Source organism: Roseateles sp. P5_D6 (genome assembly GCF_054049415.1).
In genome coordinates this window covers 1-16,431 of sequence record NZ_JBFUMK010000034.1, presented here as the reverse complement: position 1 = coordinate 16,431, position 16,431 = coordinate 1, and the positions used below count along the sequence as shown (strand labels likewise).

Genomic DNA, 16,431 nt, shown 5'->3' with positions numbered 1-16,431 from the left:
CTACGACGGCGTGGCTGTGCTGAAAGCGCGCTCATCAGCCCAGAAATCTCCGCTGTTGAGTTCGCGAATGTGATCGCGCAATCGCCGCAGACCAGCATGGTGGAGCTTGGATATGCGCCCCTTTGTCAGGCCCAGGCCGCGTGCGATCTCATCAAATGGCAACTGCTGAAAGTAGTGCCTGACGATCACTCGTCTTTCACTTTCAGGCAGACGTTCTGTCGGTTTAGCCACCCGCCGGCGCAGTTGCTTCAGTTAAACCCGGACATACGCGTTATCCGGAGTGCTTAGCTCTTCCGAGTGACCTGCAACCCGCCCCTCCGCCCAGGCAATAGAGAAGAGTCCGCGGAGCTACGTCATTTCCACACGACCACCGCTTGCACATTCGTTGCACCGGGCGCTGTCTTTGACTCTGCCGGCACAGCCCAAGGCTGGCGAACGTTCAAGTTTGCTTGGCCGCTCGCGCTGGGCGACGACGCATGCTGCGATGAAGTTTGAAGGTCGAGCGCGGTCCCAGATTGCGCACTTCCAGAACTGACGGACTGCAGCTGCCACCGGCTGTCAGCGCCTTGGGCTGCAAGCCCCTCCAGGAAGAGCTGCAAATTCGCCGCGGAGGAGGCTTCGACGATGGCAAGCGCACGGTGCTCAGCCGTATCGATTTCCAACGAGACTACTCGCGTGCCCGGCACATCGACCCGCTCGAGGACCTCAAGCGCAGAGTTGAGAGGAAACTGGGAAATGCTCACCAGCGTGCCGAGCGCATCGAGATAGGGGGGCTTTACAAGCGCTGCCTGTCTGCGCGCCTTCAGCTCTACAAGGCCTACCTCCAGCCGTGCATTTGACTTTGAGAGTTCTTCAATCTCACAGCGCACCAGCCAGTTCGCCCATGCCAGCATCACAGTTCCGAGTGCTGCGGCGCCGACCACCACCCACATCCCCACGGAGCGCCATGGGAACGCCGGCTTGAGTTCTACGTTCAACGGTTTCATCAGATGCTGTCAAACACTGGCAAGTTCAAAGGGGCGCAACACCCAAAGTTCCCCGAGCGGCTGGCGATCGCCGGTCGGCATTTCATCTGAGTCGGCCGAGGCTGGCCTCGCACCCGCGCTCTCTACGTTGGCAAGCCCGATCTCAAACTGAACAGGGTGCGTGGGCTCCACCTCTAACCCAGAGACCACTCGCAAGATGACATTGCGCCGATTCAGCGCATCCTGAGCTGCGTCAACCGTCATCACAGCAGCAAATCCATCGTGCTGGTCGGCCTGCACTGCCTCGTCACCCTTCTTTCCAGCCAGGACGGTGACGGAATCAGGGTCACGCACCAGCAACATGTCGGGAGCGTCATGACCATCACGTTCGCCGGAAAGCGCCACCTTCAATGCCAGGCGCCACAAAGGCTGAACCGACACAAGCCTCACCCGAGTGAGCTTGCGAAACGAAGCCAAAAGCTCGCGGAGTTGCTGCAGAGGTATCGCTGCGCCGACCTGATGTGCCCCGCCCGCGATCGCACCTTCGTTCATCACGGGCGATAGCCAGATTTGCACGGGCTCAGAGAATCCCGTCCGCGCTTTCGCGGCTGCGTCGATGGCCAGCTGTCGTTCAGCGGGAGAGAGCGGCGGCAACTCAGGCAAAAGAAACGGGCGGCATAGCGCGCCACTGAGATAGATCGTTGCTCGCGAGGGAGCCCACCACCTCCCAGCGCCGTGCCTGCGCAGCCATTGCTGCAAAGACGAAATCACGTCAGACTGGGCCAGCGCCGTTTCGGCGTGAAGGAGCGAGCCGTCTTGGCAGACCGCCCATCCGGTGCGCGTGAGCAGCACCTCTAGCGCGTGCGATTCAGTACCAACCCACCACACGCTTGATTTCCTCGGTTGTGGTCATGCCGTCAGCAATCAGCCGTGCACCTTGCTCGGCAAGCGACAGCACTCCCGCTTGCATGACATGTTCTCTCAGTTGTGAGACTGGCGCGTTCAGGGTGACCAGGTCACGCAACCGATCATCCACCCGGTGCACCTCTGCAATGACCAGTCTGCCCTTGTAGCCGGTCTGCCGGCACTGTGAGCATCCCGCGCTCGCCGGCACGCGATCCAGCGGGCGCTTCACCGATTCGAGCCACTGCTGTTCTCGTGCGTTAGGTATGCGCAAGCCGGTGCAGTGAGGACAGAGCCTTCGAACCAATCTCTGAACGATCACGCCGTTGAGCGCGGACATGAATCCGAACATATCAAGCCCGAAGTGCTTGAACCGGCCCGTCACGTCGAACACGCTGTTCGCATGAACGGTCGTGTAAACCTGGTGGCCCGTCAATGCGGATTGCACAGCAATCTCTGCGGTCTCCGCGTCCCGGATCTCGCCAACCAGAATCCGGTCCGGATCATGCCGAAGAATGGACCGTAACCCGCGGGCGAAGGTAAGGCCCTTCTTCTCGTTGACCGGGATCTGCAGAACGCCGCTGAGTTCGTACTCCACGGGGTCTTCGATGGTGACGATCTTCTCGTCGCCCGTGTTCACCTCAGACAAGATGCCATAAACCGTCGTTGTCTTGCCGCTGCCGGTCGGGCCTGTGATGAGCATCATGCCGTGGGGCAATTCGGACAGTGCGCGAATGGCCTGCACGCTCCGGTCGTCGAAGCCGAGCAGGTCCAGCGATACAGCAACCTCGGTCGAGCGCAACTGGGCCTTGTCGAGCAGACGAAGCACTGCATCCTCACCGAACACGCTTGGCATGATCGACACACGCAGGTCGAGTTCGCCGCCAGAGAAACGGAACCTGAATCTACCGTCTTGCGGCACACGTCGTTCAGTGATGTCCAGTTGGGCCAGCACCTTGATCCGGGAGATCACTTCTTCCGCGCGCTGCATGCCGGCGATCGAGGAGTGATACGTCATCACGCCGTCCTGCCGTAGCTTCACTGTCATGCCCGCGCGGCTGTACTCGAAATGGACGTCGCTCGCCCCGGCAACAAAGGCGGACTGGAGCGCCTGGTTCACGAAGCTGACCACTTCAGCAGGCTGATGGTCTTCCTCCATGACCACGATGCCCTGATCGAAGCCATAGCCCTCCATGGATTCCAGACGGTCCATCTCGTCATCGCCAGGAGCCGCCCGGACCCCTCGGCCGAACAACGTCGAGGGGGCCGAGTCCTCGCGCTTCGCAGCAGACCTTCCGCTGGCGGCCCGCCTCGAAGCATCTTGAGCCTGCGCGGCAAGCTTGTCTGCCGCAAGGGATTGCCACGGCTGGAGCAAGCGCGAAGGCAAGGCCACAAACGTGACTTGGGCATCGACCCCAATACAGGCCGTCGCCCGAGCGTTAGCCTCTAGGTCCCAGGGATCGGACGCCCCCACCCACAAAGCCTGACTAGGCTCGTGCCTCAATGGCACCATGCCCATTTGAGCCAGTTCGGGCAAAGCCGGGTGGCCCTGCCAGAGCTGAAGGGTCTGATCGTCGAACGCTGCCTGCGCTCCGCTGGCCAGAAGCAACAACTCTCCCAGTTGGAGCAGTTCAGGCGCACCAAAGGACTCGCCTCTCGCTTCGGTTAGTTGAAGCAACAGGCAGTCCCAAACGGTCTGGTCCGCTGTGCGCTCCCGCCGCGCCCGTCGAAGCGCATGGCGCACGTCCGCCACGGTTGGCAGAGTTCGCCCCGACACGGTCTCGTCACCCATGGACGCGTGGAGGGCGCCTTTGTCGGCCATACCCGCTTCCGTCATCTGATCGTGCTCGCTATGTCGAAGACGGGCATATACATCAATAGCACCACCGAGCCGACAAGTACGGACACCAAGAAGAGCATCACAGGCTCTACCACGCGCGTGGCGCGTTCCACGAACAGCGAGAAGTTCGACGAGTGTCGGCTTGCGATGACCTGGAGGATCTGGTCGAAGTTTCCCGTGCGCTCGCCAACGGCCAATAGACGCGTGGTGACTTCGTCGGTGAGACCCGCTGAGCTCAATGACGCCGACACGCGTCGCCCGTGTACCAAGTCGCTGCGAACCGCATGGAGCCTTGGGCGCAAAGATGGATGAATTCGAAGCCCAGCACACAACTCGACTGTCTCGGCAAGGGCATAGCCACCACGCGTCATCAAGGCCATCGCCTGGTACAGCTTCGCCAAACGGAACTCCCGCAACTGCCGTTGCAGGAAAGGAATGCGGTCCACGATCCACTGAAAACCCAAGGCCACCCAGCCCCGGTGCCAAGCCCACACAGCCCCGATGGCGAGAGCCGCAAAGAGCGCCATCGCAATGGGAAAGTGATCGTGCAGGAACGTGCTGGACACGAGCAGAAGCTTGGTGGCGGGCCCGACCGCGCCTTGGCGATTGGCATAGACCTGCGCAAACCTCGGGATGACGAAGACAAGCAGAAACAAGGTGATGGTCATGCCCAGGCTGAAGACGAGCGTCGGGTAGATGGCTGCACTCACCACTTTGCGCCGGAGGTTGTCCAGCAATTCGTGATACCGCAAGAAGTCGTCCAGTGATTCGATGAGATTGCTCGTGCGCTCGCTGGCCTTGACACTGGCTGTCAGCACAGGAGGGAAAGCGTTCGTCGAAGCCATGGCATGGGACAGCGACATGCCGGATTGGAGGCTGTGCACCAACTGCCGATGGACAAGTCTGCGAAAACCCTCCGGCGATTGCGCCCTGAGGGTGTCCAAGGCCTCAACGACCGTCATCCCAGCCGCCAGGAGCGTGCGCAACTCGCGGCACCACCAAGCGACGTCCAGTCGCCCATCCTTGGGTCCGGTGCCAGCGGTCGGCGCTCTCGCCAAGGAACCGGGAGCCCTGTCATCTTGCGAAGGTCCGGACACCTCCAAGGCCAGGACGGTCAGCCCTTCCGATTCGAACTGTGATCGGGCCGCACTCGCGGACGCCGCAGTGACCTGTCTGGCGTGAACCTGACAGGACCCGGGGTCGAAAAGCTTGGCGGTGAAGTCCATGCCCTGACGTGTCGTTCAAGGGCCGGAGTTCAGGAAGACCGCACCGCCGCTGCCATCTGCAGCCCCCGTCTTGGACGGCCCCATGCTATAGAGGTCGTAGTCCCGCCCAGGGTGACCCGGGAAGGCATATTGGTAGGGCTGGCCCCATGGATCATTGCCCACGGCGCTTTGGAGATATGGACCCGCCCATTGCGGCGCCGATTGCGGCACGACGCTCAATGCCGCGAGCCCTTCCTGGGTAGTAGGGAAACGCTTGTTGTCGATGCGGAAGGCTTGCAGTGCCTTGTCGATTGCCGCGATCTGCCCACGAGCCGCGGTCACTTCGGACGTAGCCATCTGACCCAACAAGCGAGGCGCGACGATCCCCGTCAGCAAGCCGATGATGAGGATGACCACAAGCATCTCGAGCAGCGTGAAGCCATGCGCGAGCATTCGGGAGGGATAAGGCAGAGAAACGGGGCGATGGCCTCGGTCTAGCATCGTCATGGCGGAGCTCCGGTAGTCGAAAGAGTGAAGTCGGTGAGTGTGGGATCAGCAAGAAAAATCCAGTCTGAGTAGTGCTGGGCGTCGGGAACTGGGGCCAATGTTGATGCAGGGCCTAGAGGCTGCGCATGGTTGATGCTGAACACGCCGACGATGCCTCCATTGGTGTCAATGGCGAGGCCCCAGTGATTGTTCGGTTGCAACGGGTCCGGATGAACTTTTCTAAGGTATCGCACGACGCCCACATAGCGAGGATCGCGAGTCAGCCATTCCAGCGAATTTGGGTAGCGCTTCAGGTTGCCTGGCGCGGAATCGTAGTAGCGCTGCAGGGCACTTGCGTACATGCGCCCCACTGTCAGCAGCTCTTGCTCCTTGTCGCGCTGAACTTGCGCCGTGTAGCGCGAGCTGGCCAGAGCCAGGCCGGCCGATGCCACAGCGATCAAGCCAAGTACGACCAGCATGGTGAAGCCACCGTGGGAGCGCGACGTGCTACCAAGATGCATACGGCGTTCCGTCTGAACCAAGGCCGCTGGCCGTTGAATGAACATCTCCCACGCCGATCAGTACGGTGCCTCCTGGCGCCGACGCAGCGGGCGGCAAGCCGGACTGCCAGCTGACCAGGACAGCGGTCGGCGCAGACGTCGCCCACGTCACGGCACTGCCGGTTATTGGATCGACAGGGATGCTCGACAGATATCCAACGGCGACCAGCTCGCTCAACGTCGATGGGTATCGCCCCTTGTCTGCAGCGAACTTGTCGATGCCATCGCGCATCACTTTCAGATCCTGACGCAGCGTCACCTCACGGCTGCGATCAATGTGCTGGATATAGCGCGGCGCAGCAATGCTCAGGAGCAGTGCAACTGCGGTCATGACCACCAACATTTCGATGACCGTGAAGGCTCTGTGCCTTGCGGTGCGATACGAACGTCGTTGCCCCACCATTGCGCCCATCACCAATCCTTGAGCCAGGTCCCATCAAGGGCCTGCTGCGTCGACAGCGAATAAACGTCGTAAACGTCTGCTCCCGCCTTTGGCGCGTTGGCCTCAGACAAATAGCTGCGCATGCCCCAAGTCTGCTCAGCCGACAACTTTGGGTCGGCGAATGGATCTCGCGGCACCCGGCGCAAGAATCGAATCATCTGACCACCGGCTCCTGGTCGCGTGTCTGCCGTGAGCTGGGTGAGCGCAGTCAGCGAGGGAGGGCACACCGAGACTCCTTCCATCACACCCGAAGATGATCCCGCCAGCACCATCTGGTAGGCGTCGATTGCCGCGCGGATCTCACGCAGGGCAATCTTCAGTTCTTGCTCACGCTCCCGCTGTACCGTGATACGCGCCAGAGGCATGGCCATGCTGGCCAGCACCGCCATGACGGTCAGCACGACCAGGAGCTCCACGACAGTGAAGCCCTGCGTCGACCGCCTGGCTGGGTTTTGCTGATGCGTCATGGCGTCACTGTCACAACGAGCGCGGGCGGCAAGGGCTGTGACGGTGCGGGTGCATTGAGGGACAGCGGTGTGGCCCGCGTCAAACGAATTTCACCGCTGGTGCCGGACGCGATCGCCCTGAAGCGAAGCGTTGCGACTTTGCCTTTTCCCTGAGCACCGGTTGCCTGCATGCGGATGACGCCCAATGTGACCCGCCCTGAACTGGCATCGATCGCTTTCGAGAACTTCGTTTCCGCATCCCCCTGCTTGAAGAACACCTCTTCCGTCGCCTCCAGGAGTGCGAAACGGGTGGTGTCATAGCTCAGTTCGGCCGGCAGCCCTCGCAAAGGCAGCGAGGCATCCAGCACAAGCTGCACGTCGAAGGTCTGTCCCAGTTGGACCTGCTGCGGCCCAGCCAACAGCAACTTGAACCCAGCGACGCTTGCGCCGGCATCGCCAGTCTGGGGCGCGGCGGCAGGCGTCGTTGGTCGCCGTTCGGCGGTTTCCAGCGGCGTGTTGCTCTTGGTGCCTTTGTCGTCTGAAGGGGACCCGATGTTGAACCCGCCGTAGGGGCGCAACCGCGGTGACAGCTCGGTACCCACCCAGGTTTCTGCCTCATGGGCCAACGGCTGCCGGACATTGCGCAGGACGCGCGGCGTGACTGCCAGGACCAGCTCCGTTTGGTTGTTGACATCCTGGTGATCGGCAAACAGTCGACCGAGCAGGGGAATTTCGCTCAGCCCGGGCCAACCCGTCTTGCTGGACTCCCGATTCCGACTCAGTAGCCCAGCGAGCAGCTGCGTCTCCCCGTCCTTGAGGCGCAGTACCGTGGTCGCATTGCGGGTGCTGATCTGATAGGCCGTGCTGCCACCGCTGGACTTGACTGCTGCACCAAGGGTGCTGACTTCCAGAGCTATCTTGATGGCGACTTCGTCATTGGGGAAGACCGTCGGCTCAACATTGAGCTTCAAACCGACGTCCTGGTAGTTGATGCTCTCTGAAACGAAGCCGCCGGTGCCGATCGTCGAGGTGACCACCGGAATCTTGTCGCCAATCATGACGCTGGCTTTCTCCCGATTTCGCGCTCGCAGCTTGGGATTGGCAAGCGTCGTGACATCGCCAGACGAGCTCTTCGCGTTCACAGAGATGCCACCCACATTCGCTTGGACATGGCGGCTATCCAGATTGCGCAGGATGTCATACAAAGTCATGCCGTTGGATGACGAGCCAGAGGAGCCAGTGCTGCCTTGCCCGGTCGTGATGGGAGTCGTTGGCAGGGGCGTCAGCGAAAAACTCGTGGGTGGGCTGACACCCAACTGCAGCAGCCGATTGGTTGTGACTTCGAGCACCTCGACGTCCAGCATCACTTCAGGTTCATTGGCATCGAAGACCGCCAGCAGCTTTTCTGCCAGAACGATGTTCTCCTTGGAGTCCCGCAAAGCCAGTGAGTTGGATTTCTCGTCGACGAAGGGATCCTTGACGCGCAGCATCGCCTTCAGGAAGTTACTCGCCGCGCGCACGTCAACGTTCGCCAGATAGAAGACGCGGACGACTTGCTCTTGATGTTCCTTCTGCTTCTCAGGCGTCGCCGGGTAGATCAGCACCGTCTTGCTGTCGAGCACCTTCTTCGCGAGCTGGTGGGTGTTGACGAGCAGGTCGAGTGCGTCCTCGACCGGTGTGTTCTTCAAGAAGACCGTGACCCGGATCTCGGGCTTGACGCCGGGGTCGAGCACAAAGTTCAAGCCGCTGCTGCGCGACACAACATCCAAGACAGTGCGCAGGCTGGCGTCCCTGAAATCCAGGGAGATGGGGCGCTTCTCCGCCAACGATGACTGAGACAGCGCGATCTCTTGCTCACGCTGCTTGGCGCGCAGCGTGCGCTGGGCAGCGAGCAGACCTGGGTGCGTCGGCGTATCTCGCAAGGCCTGCTCCGCCAGCGCCAGCGCCTGGGTGGATTTGCCGGCTGCGGAAAGGGACTCGACTTCGTCCAACCTTTCTTTCTGGGTGACGGCGACTGCCAGGCTGGCCAGGCGTTCCTGGACCCTGCCGTTGGCCGGGTCCAGAGCCAGCGCGCGCTGCAGGGTCTCGTTGGTCTCCTGAAACCGGCCTGCCGATTCGGCCACCCTGGCCTTGTCGATGAGTTCGCCGACCAGTTGCGTTCGCAGAGAGAGCTCGCCCACCTTCAGCGTGACGCTGTCCGGCCGCTGAGCCCGCGCGCGTGCCAGGTCGCCCATGCCTTCCTCAAGCCGCCCGTCAGCTATGGCGTCTTCCGCCAAGCGGCGCTGCCGTTGGTCCATGGCACAGCCAGCGACGGTCACCGCACAAAGTGTCCCCGTCACGACTCGCAACCAGGTCTGAGGATCAGCGAGGCGGTTCATCGGAATCAGGAATGCGGATTTCAAAGGGGGTGTTCGTGGCGACGTGCACGATGGTGATGCGGTTAGCCTGGATGTCCGCGACGCTGAACCCATCGTCGAGCAGGCTGCCTCGCGAAACAGTGACCTCCTTGTCGCCCTTGGCGATCAAGAGCAGTCGCTTGCCTTCCGGATCTGTAAGTTGGCCCAGGTAGCGATAGTTCATGACGGGCACGACCACTGGCGCAACAGTCGGTGCTTCTGGCGCAGGAGGCGGTGCAGCTACTGCGGTGACGGATTCGGCGGGTGGTTGCGTTGTACGGAAGGGGTCGCGGATGGCACTACTCAGCACCTGATGCACGAGGGTGTCGGGCCATTGCTCAAGGCTCACTGCTGTGTTGGTTGTTAAGCGCGAAACCGAAGGTGCAGCGCCAATGGCGCTCGGCGTCGGCAGCGATTCACCAAGCCGGTCAACCAAAGCAACCCGTGCACGGGCCGACGCGGGAATCAGGGGCTGCGGCGGTGATGACGGGCTGCCCTTTGTGAAGGCCAGCACCGCCATGGTCAGCAGTACCACCCCGCCGAGCGACCAACGCAGACCAGTTCTCACGGCGTCACCCCAGGGTGTGCTGACCTAACTGGCTGCTCGATGCTCCATGCCTGCAGGCTCACCTTGGCTTGGACGCTGGGGCCTTCTCCGTTCAATAGAAGATGAGATAGCCAAAGCTCGGGCGACTGATCAAGCAGTTGGGCCAAGAAGTCTTTCACGTCGGGATAGTTGCCACTCAATTGCAGCTCCCAGACGTGTTGGCTGAGACCGGCAGCTGAGGCCTGGCCGACAGCTTTGGAAGGTGCAAGGCGGATCAGGAAGACGCTGTTTTGCGCGGCAAGCCGCTGAACTCGTGTCAGGACTGCATTGGTATCGATCAAACGGGGAAGACTACTTGCGAGCCCTCGCGCCAGCGGCGCTTTAGATATTTCATTTCGCAGTCGAATTTCCGAATGCTCAAGCGAACCGCGCTGAAATTGGGCATCTTCCCTGCTACGCGACTGTTTCCAAAGAAGCGCGCCGAAGAAGACAATCAAGAGACTTTGGATAGCAATTACCGCGACAGGTAACAAACTGGGTCGCATGGACTGGAGTAGCCCGGTCTTTTTGAACTCGCGCTCCCAAGCACCCTGCTTGGCGTGCAAAAGCCAGTTGGTCAGTCGTTTTAAGAGCAAAGTATCAGGAGCTCCAGCCGTTAATTGCGCGCAGTGCCATTCTTCTTTCGCACTTCATCAGCGCGAAAGAAATAATACTCACCAATTAGCGGCGCGCATTGAGTCATAAAGTTTTCCATAGCAGTCTCGTCTTGGGATTTCGAAGACAAAAAACCTCTTAAATCGAATTCTCGACTGGTTGGATTCAAAAATATCTGATACTCTTTATTCAACTCAAGCCCGCCCAGGAAACCGAACTCTATATTGGAAACGTTTTTTTCCCCCTTAACAGTTCTCGTCACCCTCGCTTTATAGATACAGCCGCATTCCTTAACATCGTGCTTGACGAAAGCAATATCGATAACACGCACCTCGTAAACCAAGGCTGCCCGTCCAAATGAGCGCGACTTTGATTCCGGTGCAATGGAGGTACCGAACGACGCCTGATGCGGCGCAAGCAATGTCATAACAATGACACAAGAAAGGAGTTTCGACATTATCTTCATATTACCTGCCTGGATAGTATTCGGAACGCTGACCACTTGTGGCATTATTAAAATAAGTATCCATCTTATTTGGCAGTCGCTGAGACGGAGCGATTTTCAACAGCCTAATGGCGAATCCGTCGGCAGCCGCTTCGAAATTCGGCGTCAGCATAATCCAACTGTTATCCGGCCGCCCAACAGGCAGCAGATGGCCAAATTCATGCGCCGTCAGAAAAGTCTGACCATAATCACTTAAACTCAAAGAGCCTCGATAGAAGGTGATCTGGCTTCCCTTGGCCGTTGCGAGGATGCGATTTCCGTTTTTGTCATAAGGATCTGCATCAACATACCTATACTCCGCGATTTTAGCCTTGGCTATCCATTCCTCATTCCCGCTCGCGAGTAAAAGTTCATTGACTACTGCGACATTTCCAGCCATTTCCGTCGGAACGTTTCCGTACTTTCGCTTGTTCCAGCAATCATGGGCGCCGCAATTAAAAAGATATCCAAAAGCGGCAGTCCTTGCCCCGTTGGCGAACTTTCCTCCACCTAAGACCGACGCAGTGCCGCCGATAATGACGCTGGTGATAACGCCGCTATAGCCGCTCGCCTGCCAACCATTGACGGTAGCAATCTCGCTGAAAGCCGCAGACAGAGCACCCGGACCACATTTGCCGCCCGACACTTCGGAGGTCACACATCCGGCCACGGCGTGCAGCATCACACCTTCAGTAGGGCTTAGGGTGTACCCATCTATCAACGACCCCACGCCGTAAAACACTCCGGCGGTGAACGCCCCCTGCATTGCACCCTTGACGTTGCCGGACGCGATGGCACCGCTCACGAAGCCGGCCGTTGCAGCGTTGGCTAAGCCGGAGCCGGCTCCTTCGAACAGGGCGCCTGGCCCTCCTGGACCAAGCACGAACGCTGCGAAGATGCTGCCGATCATGCGCAAGGTGGGATTGCGCCAGCCGTAGTGCCACGTGTCGACGAACGCGTGGCGCATATCGCTCCATGAGTCGTAGCCGCTGGGATCAGTACAACTCAGCGGGTTGTTGAAGCAGTAGCCGTAGCGGTTGTAGTTCTGCAGGTTGCGCTGATCCCCGACAAGGGGGTCGGCCTGCATCATGATTCCGAGGTTGGGATCGAAGAGCCGCCCGTTCATGTGCACGATGCCCACGTCGTCGAGGTGCTCGTGGCCCGTGTAACCGCGGTCAGTACCCGCGTTCTGGGTGCTCACCCAGTCCACGATCAGCGCGCCGAAGGGGTCGTAGGTCCCGCTGGTGTAGCGGCGCTTGCCGAAGGGGTCGTAGGCGTAGCGGCCGGTGACGTTGCCGACATGGTCGGTCGTCGTGATCAGGCTACCTAAGTGGTCCTTGTGCCAGTACTCGACCTTCACCAACGTTGCGCTCGTGAGCGTCGGCGGCGTGGTCTGGTTGGCGCCCAAGGTGGGCAGCGCACCGGTGCGCACGAGCACGCCGATAACCTGGCCGCCTGCCGTGAGGTAGTGCCGGTTGCTGACGAGGCCGTTCGGTGCAGTCTCGCTTTCGAAGCCCAGGCCCCCTTGGTTGTCAGGGTGCATGTACCAGGTTGTACGGGTGCCACTGCCGTCCTGGTGGGTCTCCCGGATGCGCGCGTGGTTCTCGTCGTACTGCCAGCTGTATTTGGGCAGGCCATTGGCGCCTTGCAGGCCATTGCCACCGTCAGGCAGGTTGAAGCTCGTGTAGCTCAACGAGCGGTATTTGCCGGTGCTGGTGCTCGTGAGGTTGCCGTTGGCGTCGTAACCATAGCTGGTGTTGAGCACGCCGGTCACGCTTTGCAGGGCGTGGGGCTTGCTGCCAGCTGCGCCGCCCTGGGCGCTGTAGGTGTAGTTGGCGACGTCGCTCTTGTAGAGCAGCATGCCCAGGGCGTTGTATTGCAGCGTGACGCTGCGGCTGAGGTTCGGGATAGCCGGGGCGCTGACGGTGTAGCCGGTGAGGCGGTTGAGGCTGTCGCCGTAGCTGAAGGTCTCGGTGACCGCCCCGGTGTTGCCGTCGCCGTTGTCATCACCTCGGCTTTGCAGGTTGCTCAGGCTGTCCCAGACGTAATGCTGGGCGAGCACGTTGTTGGTGCCGCTGCCGCTGGCCGCCGCGGTGAGGTCCGTGATGCGTCCGGTCCCCGCTTGGAAGGTGGCTTTGTTGGTGACGTTGTTGCCGTAGCGCTGTTGCTCGACCTTGCCCCAGGCGCCCACGACTTGGGCTTGCCACAGCACGGTACCGGCGGCCAGGCTCGCGCCGGCTGCGGTCTGCCCGCTGGCATTGGGCAGCGGAGCGACGGTAGCCGGCGTATTGAGCAGGAGCTTTTCCAGGAAGCCGCGCGGGGTGTAGCTGTAGCCGATTTGCACGCCGGTGGGATAGGTCTGGCTTTGCACGCGCCCCAGGCTGTCGTAGCTGACACTGCTGGCGAAGCTCGGGCCATTGCTGACGCTGGTGCGGCTGCTGGTGGGCCGGCCCAGGCTGTCGTAGACGTACTGGCGGCTCACGCCGTTCTTGGTGCCGCTCTGGCAGAGCTTTCCTTTGCCTTGGTTGGCATTGGCATTCATGCAGGAACTGCCGTCGGCGTTCTTGTCGTAGGTCCAGGTGCTGATGTACTCAGGCTCGCCGCGGCTGGTCAGCCGGCCCAGTACGTCGTAGACCATGGTGGTCTCGGAGACTGGGGCGACCTGCTGGTTGGGGCTTTGTTGCCAGACGAGTTGGCCCAGGGCGTCGTAGTCGTAGTTCCAGGTCCCGGTGTCGGGGTCCTCAAGTTTGGTCTTGCGGCCCCGAAAGTCGTAGGTCAGCTTGGTAAGGTTGCCCAGCGCGTCCTTGGTCTGCACGAGGTTGCCGAAGGCGTCGCGCTGGTGGATGAGCGTGGCGCCGCTGGCATCCGTCACGCGCACGAGTTCGCCCAGGGGGTTCTTGTCTTCTTTGCGGGTCTGGCCTTTGTCGTTGGTGACGGTGGTGGTGAGGCCGCTGTAGTCAAAGCTGGTTCGCGCCGCGGTTCGAGCACCGTAGATGCCGAAGCTTTGCCCACCAGCGTTGCCGTTGGGGTCGGCCACGTAGACGACCATCGGTCGGCCCAGGATGTCCACGACGGTAAGGCTCAGGCCGACGTCGCCGCTGCCGCCGGTCGTGGAACTGCCGCTACCCGCGAAGTAGGCCTGCGTCTCGACGATCTTGACGCCGAAAACGTTGTAGACGGCGTCCTTGTAGACCAGTGCACCGGACTTGCCTGCCGCCTGAGCGCTGCCGTCGAAGGCTTCGGTGACGCTGCGCAGGTCTCGGCCCAGGCGGTCCTTGTAGACGCGCACGAAGGGGCCGATCTTGCTACTGCTGCTGTCCCGGGGTTCGGTGTGCACGAAGGACACTGCGTCGCTCGGCGCATCAGCGCTGGCGTTCGGGCAGCTCAGCGGATCGCCGTTGGCCGTGTTGCTGTTAGCCGTGGTGTCCAGCCCAAATCCACCGAGGGTGCAGTAGGCGCTGACGGTTTGGGTGCCGTCAGCACGGATCTCCTGGGTGAGGCGGCCGAAGTCGTCGACCTTCCAGTTCGTGGGAAGCTGGTTGGGCCCCGTCAGCCTCAAGGGCGCCCCGAAGCGAGGGTCGTAGGTCTTGCTCTCGCCATGGCTCAGGGCATTGGTGCTGCTGCTTGCAAACAGGCCGGCAGGAACCGCAACGTTGACGCTGCCGCTGCCCACGCTGATCGCCTGGCTGGTCACGGCTGCGAAGGCGCTGCTGCTCGTGCGGGTTTCAAACAGGGCTCGGCCGCTGGCGCCAGCGCAGTTGGCCGTCGTCGAACTGGTCTTGTTTCCGTAGGCGTCGTAGTCGTAGGACGTGACAACGCACAGCTGGGCTTTGCTGGGCTCGATCGTCTCGCTCTTGAGAAGACCTGCCTTGGCGCCGTCGCCCGTCCCGTAGTAGACAAAGCTGCTCGTGCGGCTGTAGCTGTAGATGTTGCTCGGGACTTGCGCTTGCGCTGCACCGGCCAGTACAAGTGCGAAGAGCGCCGGGATCACCAGAAGTCGCCGACGGCGCGTTAATGACGCGTTGTGCAAACGGCTGGACTGATTGTGCATTGTTTGATTCCCTCCGAGACGACCTAAATCTTCGAACTACGCTGTCTGAACCTACTGTTTCGAGTACTTTCAGCTAGCTTCTGCGATTTCGGTCATCGATCATTGGCAAGTACTGGTAGGCGGCGCATTCTTAGTCAGCCAATTGCCAAGCACCGAGCCCGCCGCAGTCGTCAACAGTGGCGCCACCGAATAGTCGTCTTGAGTGCAGTCCGAAGCAGGGGCGAAGACGATCACCGTGCAACTGCCGCCAGCTGTGACAGATCCATTCAACGCGCAAGTGCCGCCGTTGATGCTCGCGCCCATCTTGTCCCCACTTGCGCCGAACTGAAGCGACAAACCGGTTATGGTCTTTGCCGTCGAGTTCTGATTGGTAAACGTCCAGGTGCTAACTGACGGACCCGCCACCGTAAACGTCGTATCTGCAGGCGCGTTCACAGTCAGATTGGCGGCGGCTACGGTCAAGCTACCTGCGGCGTCCGAAGCGACCACTTGGCAAGTGGCCATACCAGCACTGCTGGTGCTCACGTTGATGGTGCCGCTGGTGCCTGTGCCAGTTGCAGTAGCACCAGCACCGGAGCAACTCACGCTGGCAGACGTGGCGTTGATCGTGGTCCAACTGAAGGAGCTGCTGCTGCCAGCCGGCACGCTGGTTGGATTGAAGATCGTGCTGGTCACGCTCGGAGGTTGAACTCCCACACCAGTGAACGTAAACGTGGGTGCCGTACCGTTGCTCAAAGTGATGCTCAGCGGACTGGAGTAGTTCTGAGCTGCTTGCGGTTGGAAGCTCGCATAGAAGGAGCAACTCGCCCCACCTCCAGGCAGAGTGGTACCGCAGGCGTTGCTGTAGATCGACCACCCGGAAGGCGCCGAAATTGCCAGCCCAGTGGCTGTCGTGGCGCTGTTGTTCGTCAATATGAATGCGTTCGAGCCAGCGGTCGAACCCACCGTCCGAGTACCCCAGTCGATAGTCGTATAGCCAGGATAGCCACTGTAGGCCAGGCTAAGGCTTGCCGGCTGGCTGGCGACACTGAGATTGGCAGAACCCGTCGCCGGGCTGCCCGCGAGATTGACGGCAGAGACGGTGCAGGTTGCTGTACCAGCGCTGCTGGTACCCACGCTGATGCTGCCGCTGGTGCCCGACCCCGTCGCCGTCGAACCCGCTCCCGAGCAACTCACGCTGGCGGATGAGGCATTGGCCGTGCTCCAGCTGAAGGTGCTGCTGCCACCGGCCGTCACGCTGGTCGGGCTGAAGCTGGCTCCGCTCACACTCGGCGGCAGCACAACATTAATGGTGCTGCTGCCGGTCGTGGTGCCGCCCGCACCGGTCGTCGTGACGGTGCAGGTCCCCGTCCCCGCGCTCGTGCCTGCCGTCGCGGTGAGACTGCCTCCCGTCGCAGTCCCAGTGGCACTACCGCTGATCGCGCCGGTGCAGGCAGCCGAGCTGCTGGTTGC

The 16,431-nt window shown here is 61.1% G+C and carries 16 protein-coding genes; 1 reads left to right on the top strand and 15 read right to left on the bottom strand.

Going from position 1 to position 16,431, the window contains the following annotated elements:
- The 15 genes from ACXJKM_RS28650 to ACXJKM_RS28580 form a co-directional block, all read right to left on the bottom strand.
- Complete coding sequence (locus ACXJKM_RS28650; protein ID WP_457356464.1) at nucleotides 1–231, bottom strand: sigma factor-like helix-turn-helix DNA-binding protein; 231 nt, start codon at nucleotides 229–231, stop codon at nucleotides 1–3.
- A 122-nt stretch (nucleotides 232–353) separates the two neighbouring features.
- The gene (locus ACXJKM_RS28645; RefSeq protein WP_457356463.1) at nucleotides 354–986 is read right to left on the bottom strand and encodes a hypothetical protein; all 633 of its coding nucleotides are present in this window, start codon (nucleotides 984–986) and stop codon (nucleotides 354–356) included.
- Nucleotides 987–995: 9 nt separating this feature from the next.
- Nucleotides 996–1,817: a hypothetical protein gene (locus tag ACXJKM_RS28640; protein WP_457356462.1), complete on the bottom strand. Its 822-nt coding sequence runs from the start codon at nucleotides 1,815–1,817 to the stop codon at nucleotides 996–998.
- A gap of 16 nt (nucleotides 1,818–1,833) precedes the next feature.
- Nucleotides 1,834–3,660 carry a GspE/PulE family protein gene (locus tag ACXJKM_RS28635; RefSeq protein WP_457356461.1) on the bottom strand — a complete coding sequence of 609 codons (1,827 nt, stop codon included), beginning with the start codon at nucleotides 3,658–3,660 and terminating at the stop codon, nucleotides 1,834–1,836.
- A gap of 41 nt (nucleotides 3,661–3,701) precedes the next feature.
- Nucleotides 3,702–4,934, bottom strand: a complete 1,233-nt coding sequence (locus ACXJKM_RS28630; protein ID WP_457356460.1) for a type II secretion system F family protein — start codon at nucleotides 4,932–4,934, stop codon at nucleotides 3,702–3,704.
- A gap of 15 nt (nucleotides 4,935–4,949) precedes the next feature.
- Nucleotides 4,950–5,420, bottom strand: coding sequence for a type II secretion system major pseudopilin GspG (gene gspG, locus ACXJKM_RS28625; RefSeq protein WP_457356459.1), 471 nt, complete (start codon nucleotides 5,418–5,420; stop codon nucleotides 4,950–4,952).
- A complete protein-coding gene (locus ACXJKM_RS28620) occupies nucleotides 5,417–5,878 on the bottom strand; it encodes a hypothetical protein (RefSeq protein WP_457356458.1) in 462 nt (153 codons plus the stop codon). Before ACXJKM_RS28620 ends, gspG begins: the two co-directional genes overlap by 4 nt.
- Nucleotides 5,879–5,906: 28 nt before the next feature.
- Nucleotides 5,907–6,371, bottom strand: a complete 465-nt coding sequence (locus ACXJKM_RS28615; RefSeq protein ID WP_457356457.1) for a type II secretion system protein — start codon at nucleotides 6,369–6,371, stop codon at nucleotides 5,907–5,909.
- Nucleotides 6,371–6,868, bottom strand: coding sequence for a prepilin-type N-terminal cleavage/methylation domain-containing protein (locus tag ACXJKM_RS28610; RefSeq protein ID WP_457356456.1), 498 nt, complete (start codon nucleotides 6,866–6,868; stop codon nucleotides 6,371–6,373). Before ACXJKM_RS28610 ends, ACXJKM_RS28615 begins: the two co-directional genes overlap by 1 nt.
- Nucleotides 6,865–9,144, bottom strand: a complete 2,280-nt coding sequence (locus tag ACXJKM_RS28605; RefSeq protein ID WP_457356455.1) for a hypothetical protein — start codon at nucleotides 9,142–9,144, stop codon at nucleotides 6,865–6,867. Before ACXJKM_RS28605 ends, ACXJKM_RS28610 begins: the two co-directional genes overlap by 4 nt.
- A gap of 64 nt (nucleotides 9,145–9,208) precedes the next feature.
- Nucleotides 9,209–9,811, bottom strand: coding sequence for a hypothetical protein (locus ACXJKM_RS28600; RefSeq protein WP_457356454.1), 603 nt, complete (start codon nucleotides 9,809–9,811; stop codon nucleotides 9,209–9,211).
- Nucleotides 9,808–10,287, bottom strand: coding sequence for a hypothetical protein (locus ACXJKM_RS28595; protein ID WP_457356453.1), 480 nt, complete (start codon nucleotides 10,285–10,287; stop codon nucleotides 9,808–9,810). The genes ACXJKM_RS28600 and ACXJKM_RS28595 overlap by 4 nt, the downstream gene beginning before the upstream one ends.
- Nucleotides 10,288–10,445: 158 nt before the next feature.
- Entirely contained in the window at nucleotides 10,446–10,901 is a 456-nt protein-coding gene (locus ACXJKM_RS28590; RefSeq protein ID WP_457356452.1) for a hypothetical protein, read from the bottom strand.
- Nucleotides 10,902–10,911: 10 nt separating this feature from the next.
- A complete protein-coding gene (locus ACXJKM_RS28585) occupies nucleotides 10,912–14,979 on the bottom strand; it encodes an RHS repeat domain-containing protein (RefSeq protein WP_457356451.1) in 4,068 nt (1,355 codons plus the stop codon).
- A gap of 99 nt (nucleotides 14,980–15,078) precedes the next feature.
- On the bottom strand, nucleotides 15,079–15,654 hold the full coding sequence (locus ACXJKM_RS28580) for a hypothetical protein (protein WP_457356450.1): 576 nt from the start codon (nucleotides 15,652–15,654) through the stop codon (nucleotides 15,079–15,081).
- Between the two features lie 358 nt (nucleotides 15,655–16,012).
- On the opposite strand from ACXJKM_RS28580, the gene ACXJKM_RS28575 reads away from it, so the two are divergent.
- Nucleotides 16,013–16,431, top strand: a 419-nt coding sequence (locus ACXJKM_RS28575) for a hypothetical protein (RefSeq protein WP_457356449.1), incomplete at its 3' end; no start/stop codon positions are given.

Excerpts from the sequence above, each read along its gene's own strand:
- ACXJKM_RS28645 (WP_457356463.1), bottom strand. The coding sequence starts at position 986 with ATGAAACCGTTGAACGTAGAACTCAAGCCGGCGTTCCCATGGCGCTCC.
- ACXJKM_RS28635 (WP_457356461.1), bottom strand. The coding sequence starts at position 3,660 with ATGGGTGACGAGACCGTGTCGGGGCGAACTCTGCCAACCGTGGCGGAC.
- ACXJKM_RS28630 (WP_457356460.1), bottom strand. The coding sequence starts at position 4,934 with ATGGACTTCACCGCCAAGCTTTTCGACCCCGGGTCCTGTCAGGTTCAC.
- gspG (WP_457356459.1), bottom strand. The coding sequence starts at position 5,420 with ATGACGATGCTAGACCGAGGCCATCGCCCCGTTTCTCTGCCTTATCCC.
- ACXJKM_RS28620 (WP_457356458.1), bottom strand. The coding sequence starts at position 5,878 with ATGCTGGTCGTACTTGGCTTGATCGCTGTGGCATCGGCCGGCCTGGCT.
- ACXJKM_RS28615 (WP_457356457.1), bottom strand. The coding sequence starts at position 6,371 with ATGGGCGCAATGGTGGGGCAACGACGTTCGTATCGCACCGCAAGGCAC.
- ACXJKM_RS28610 (WP_457356456.1), bottom strand. The coding sequence starts at position 6,868 with ATGACGCATCAGCAAAACCCAGCCAGGCGGTCGACGCAGGGCTTCACT.
- ACXJKM_RS28605 (WP_457356455.1), bottom strand. The coding sequence starts at position 9,144 with ATGGACCAACGGCAGCGCCGCTTGGCGGAAGACGCCATAGCTGACGGG.
- ACXJKM_RS28590 (WP_457356452.1), bottom strand. The coding sequence starts at position 10,901 with ATGTCGAAACTCCTTTCTTGTGTCATTGTTATGACATTGCTTGCGCCG.
- ACXJKM_RS28585 (WP_457356451.1), bottom strand. The coding sequence starts at position 14,979 with ATGCACAATCAGTCCAGCCGTTTGCACAACGCGTCATTAACGCGCCGT.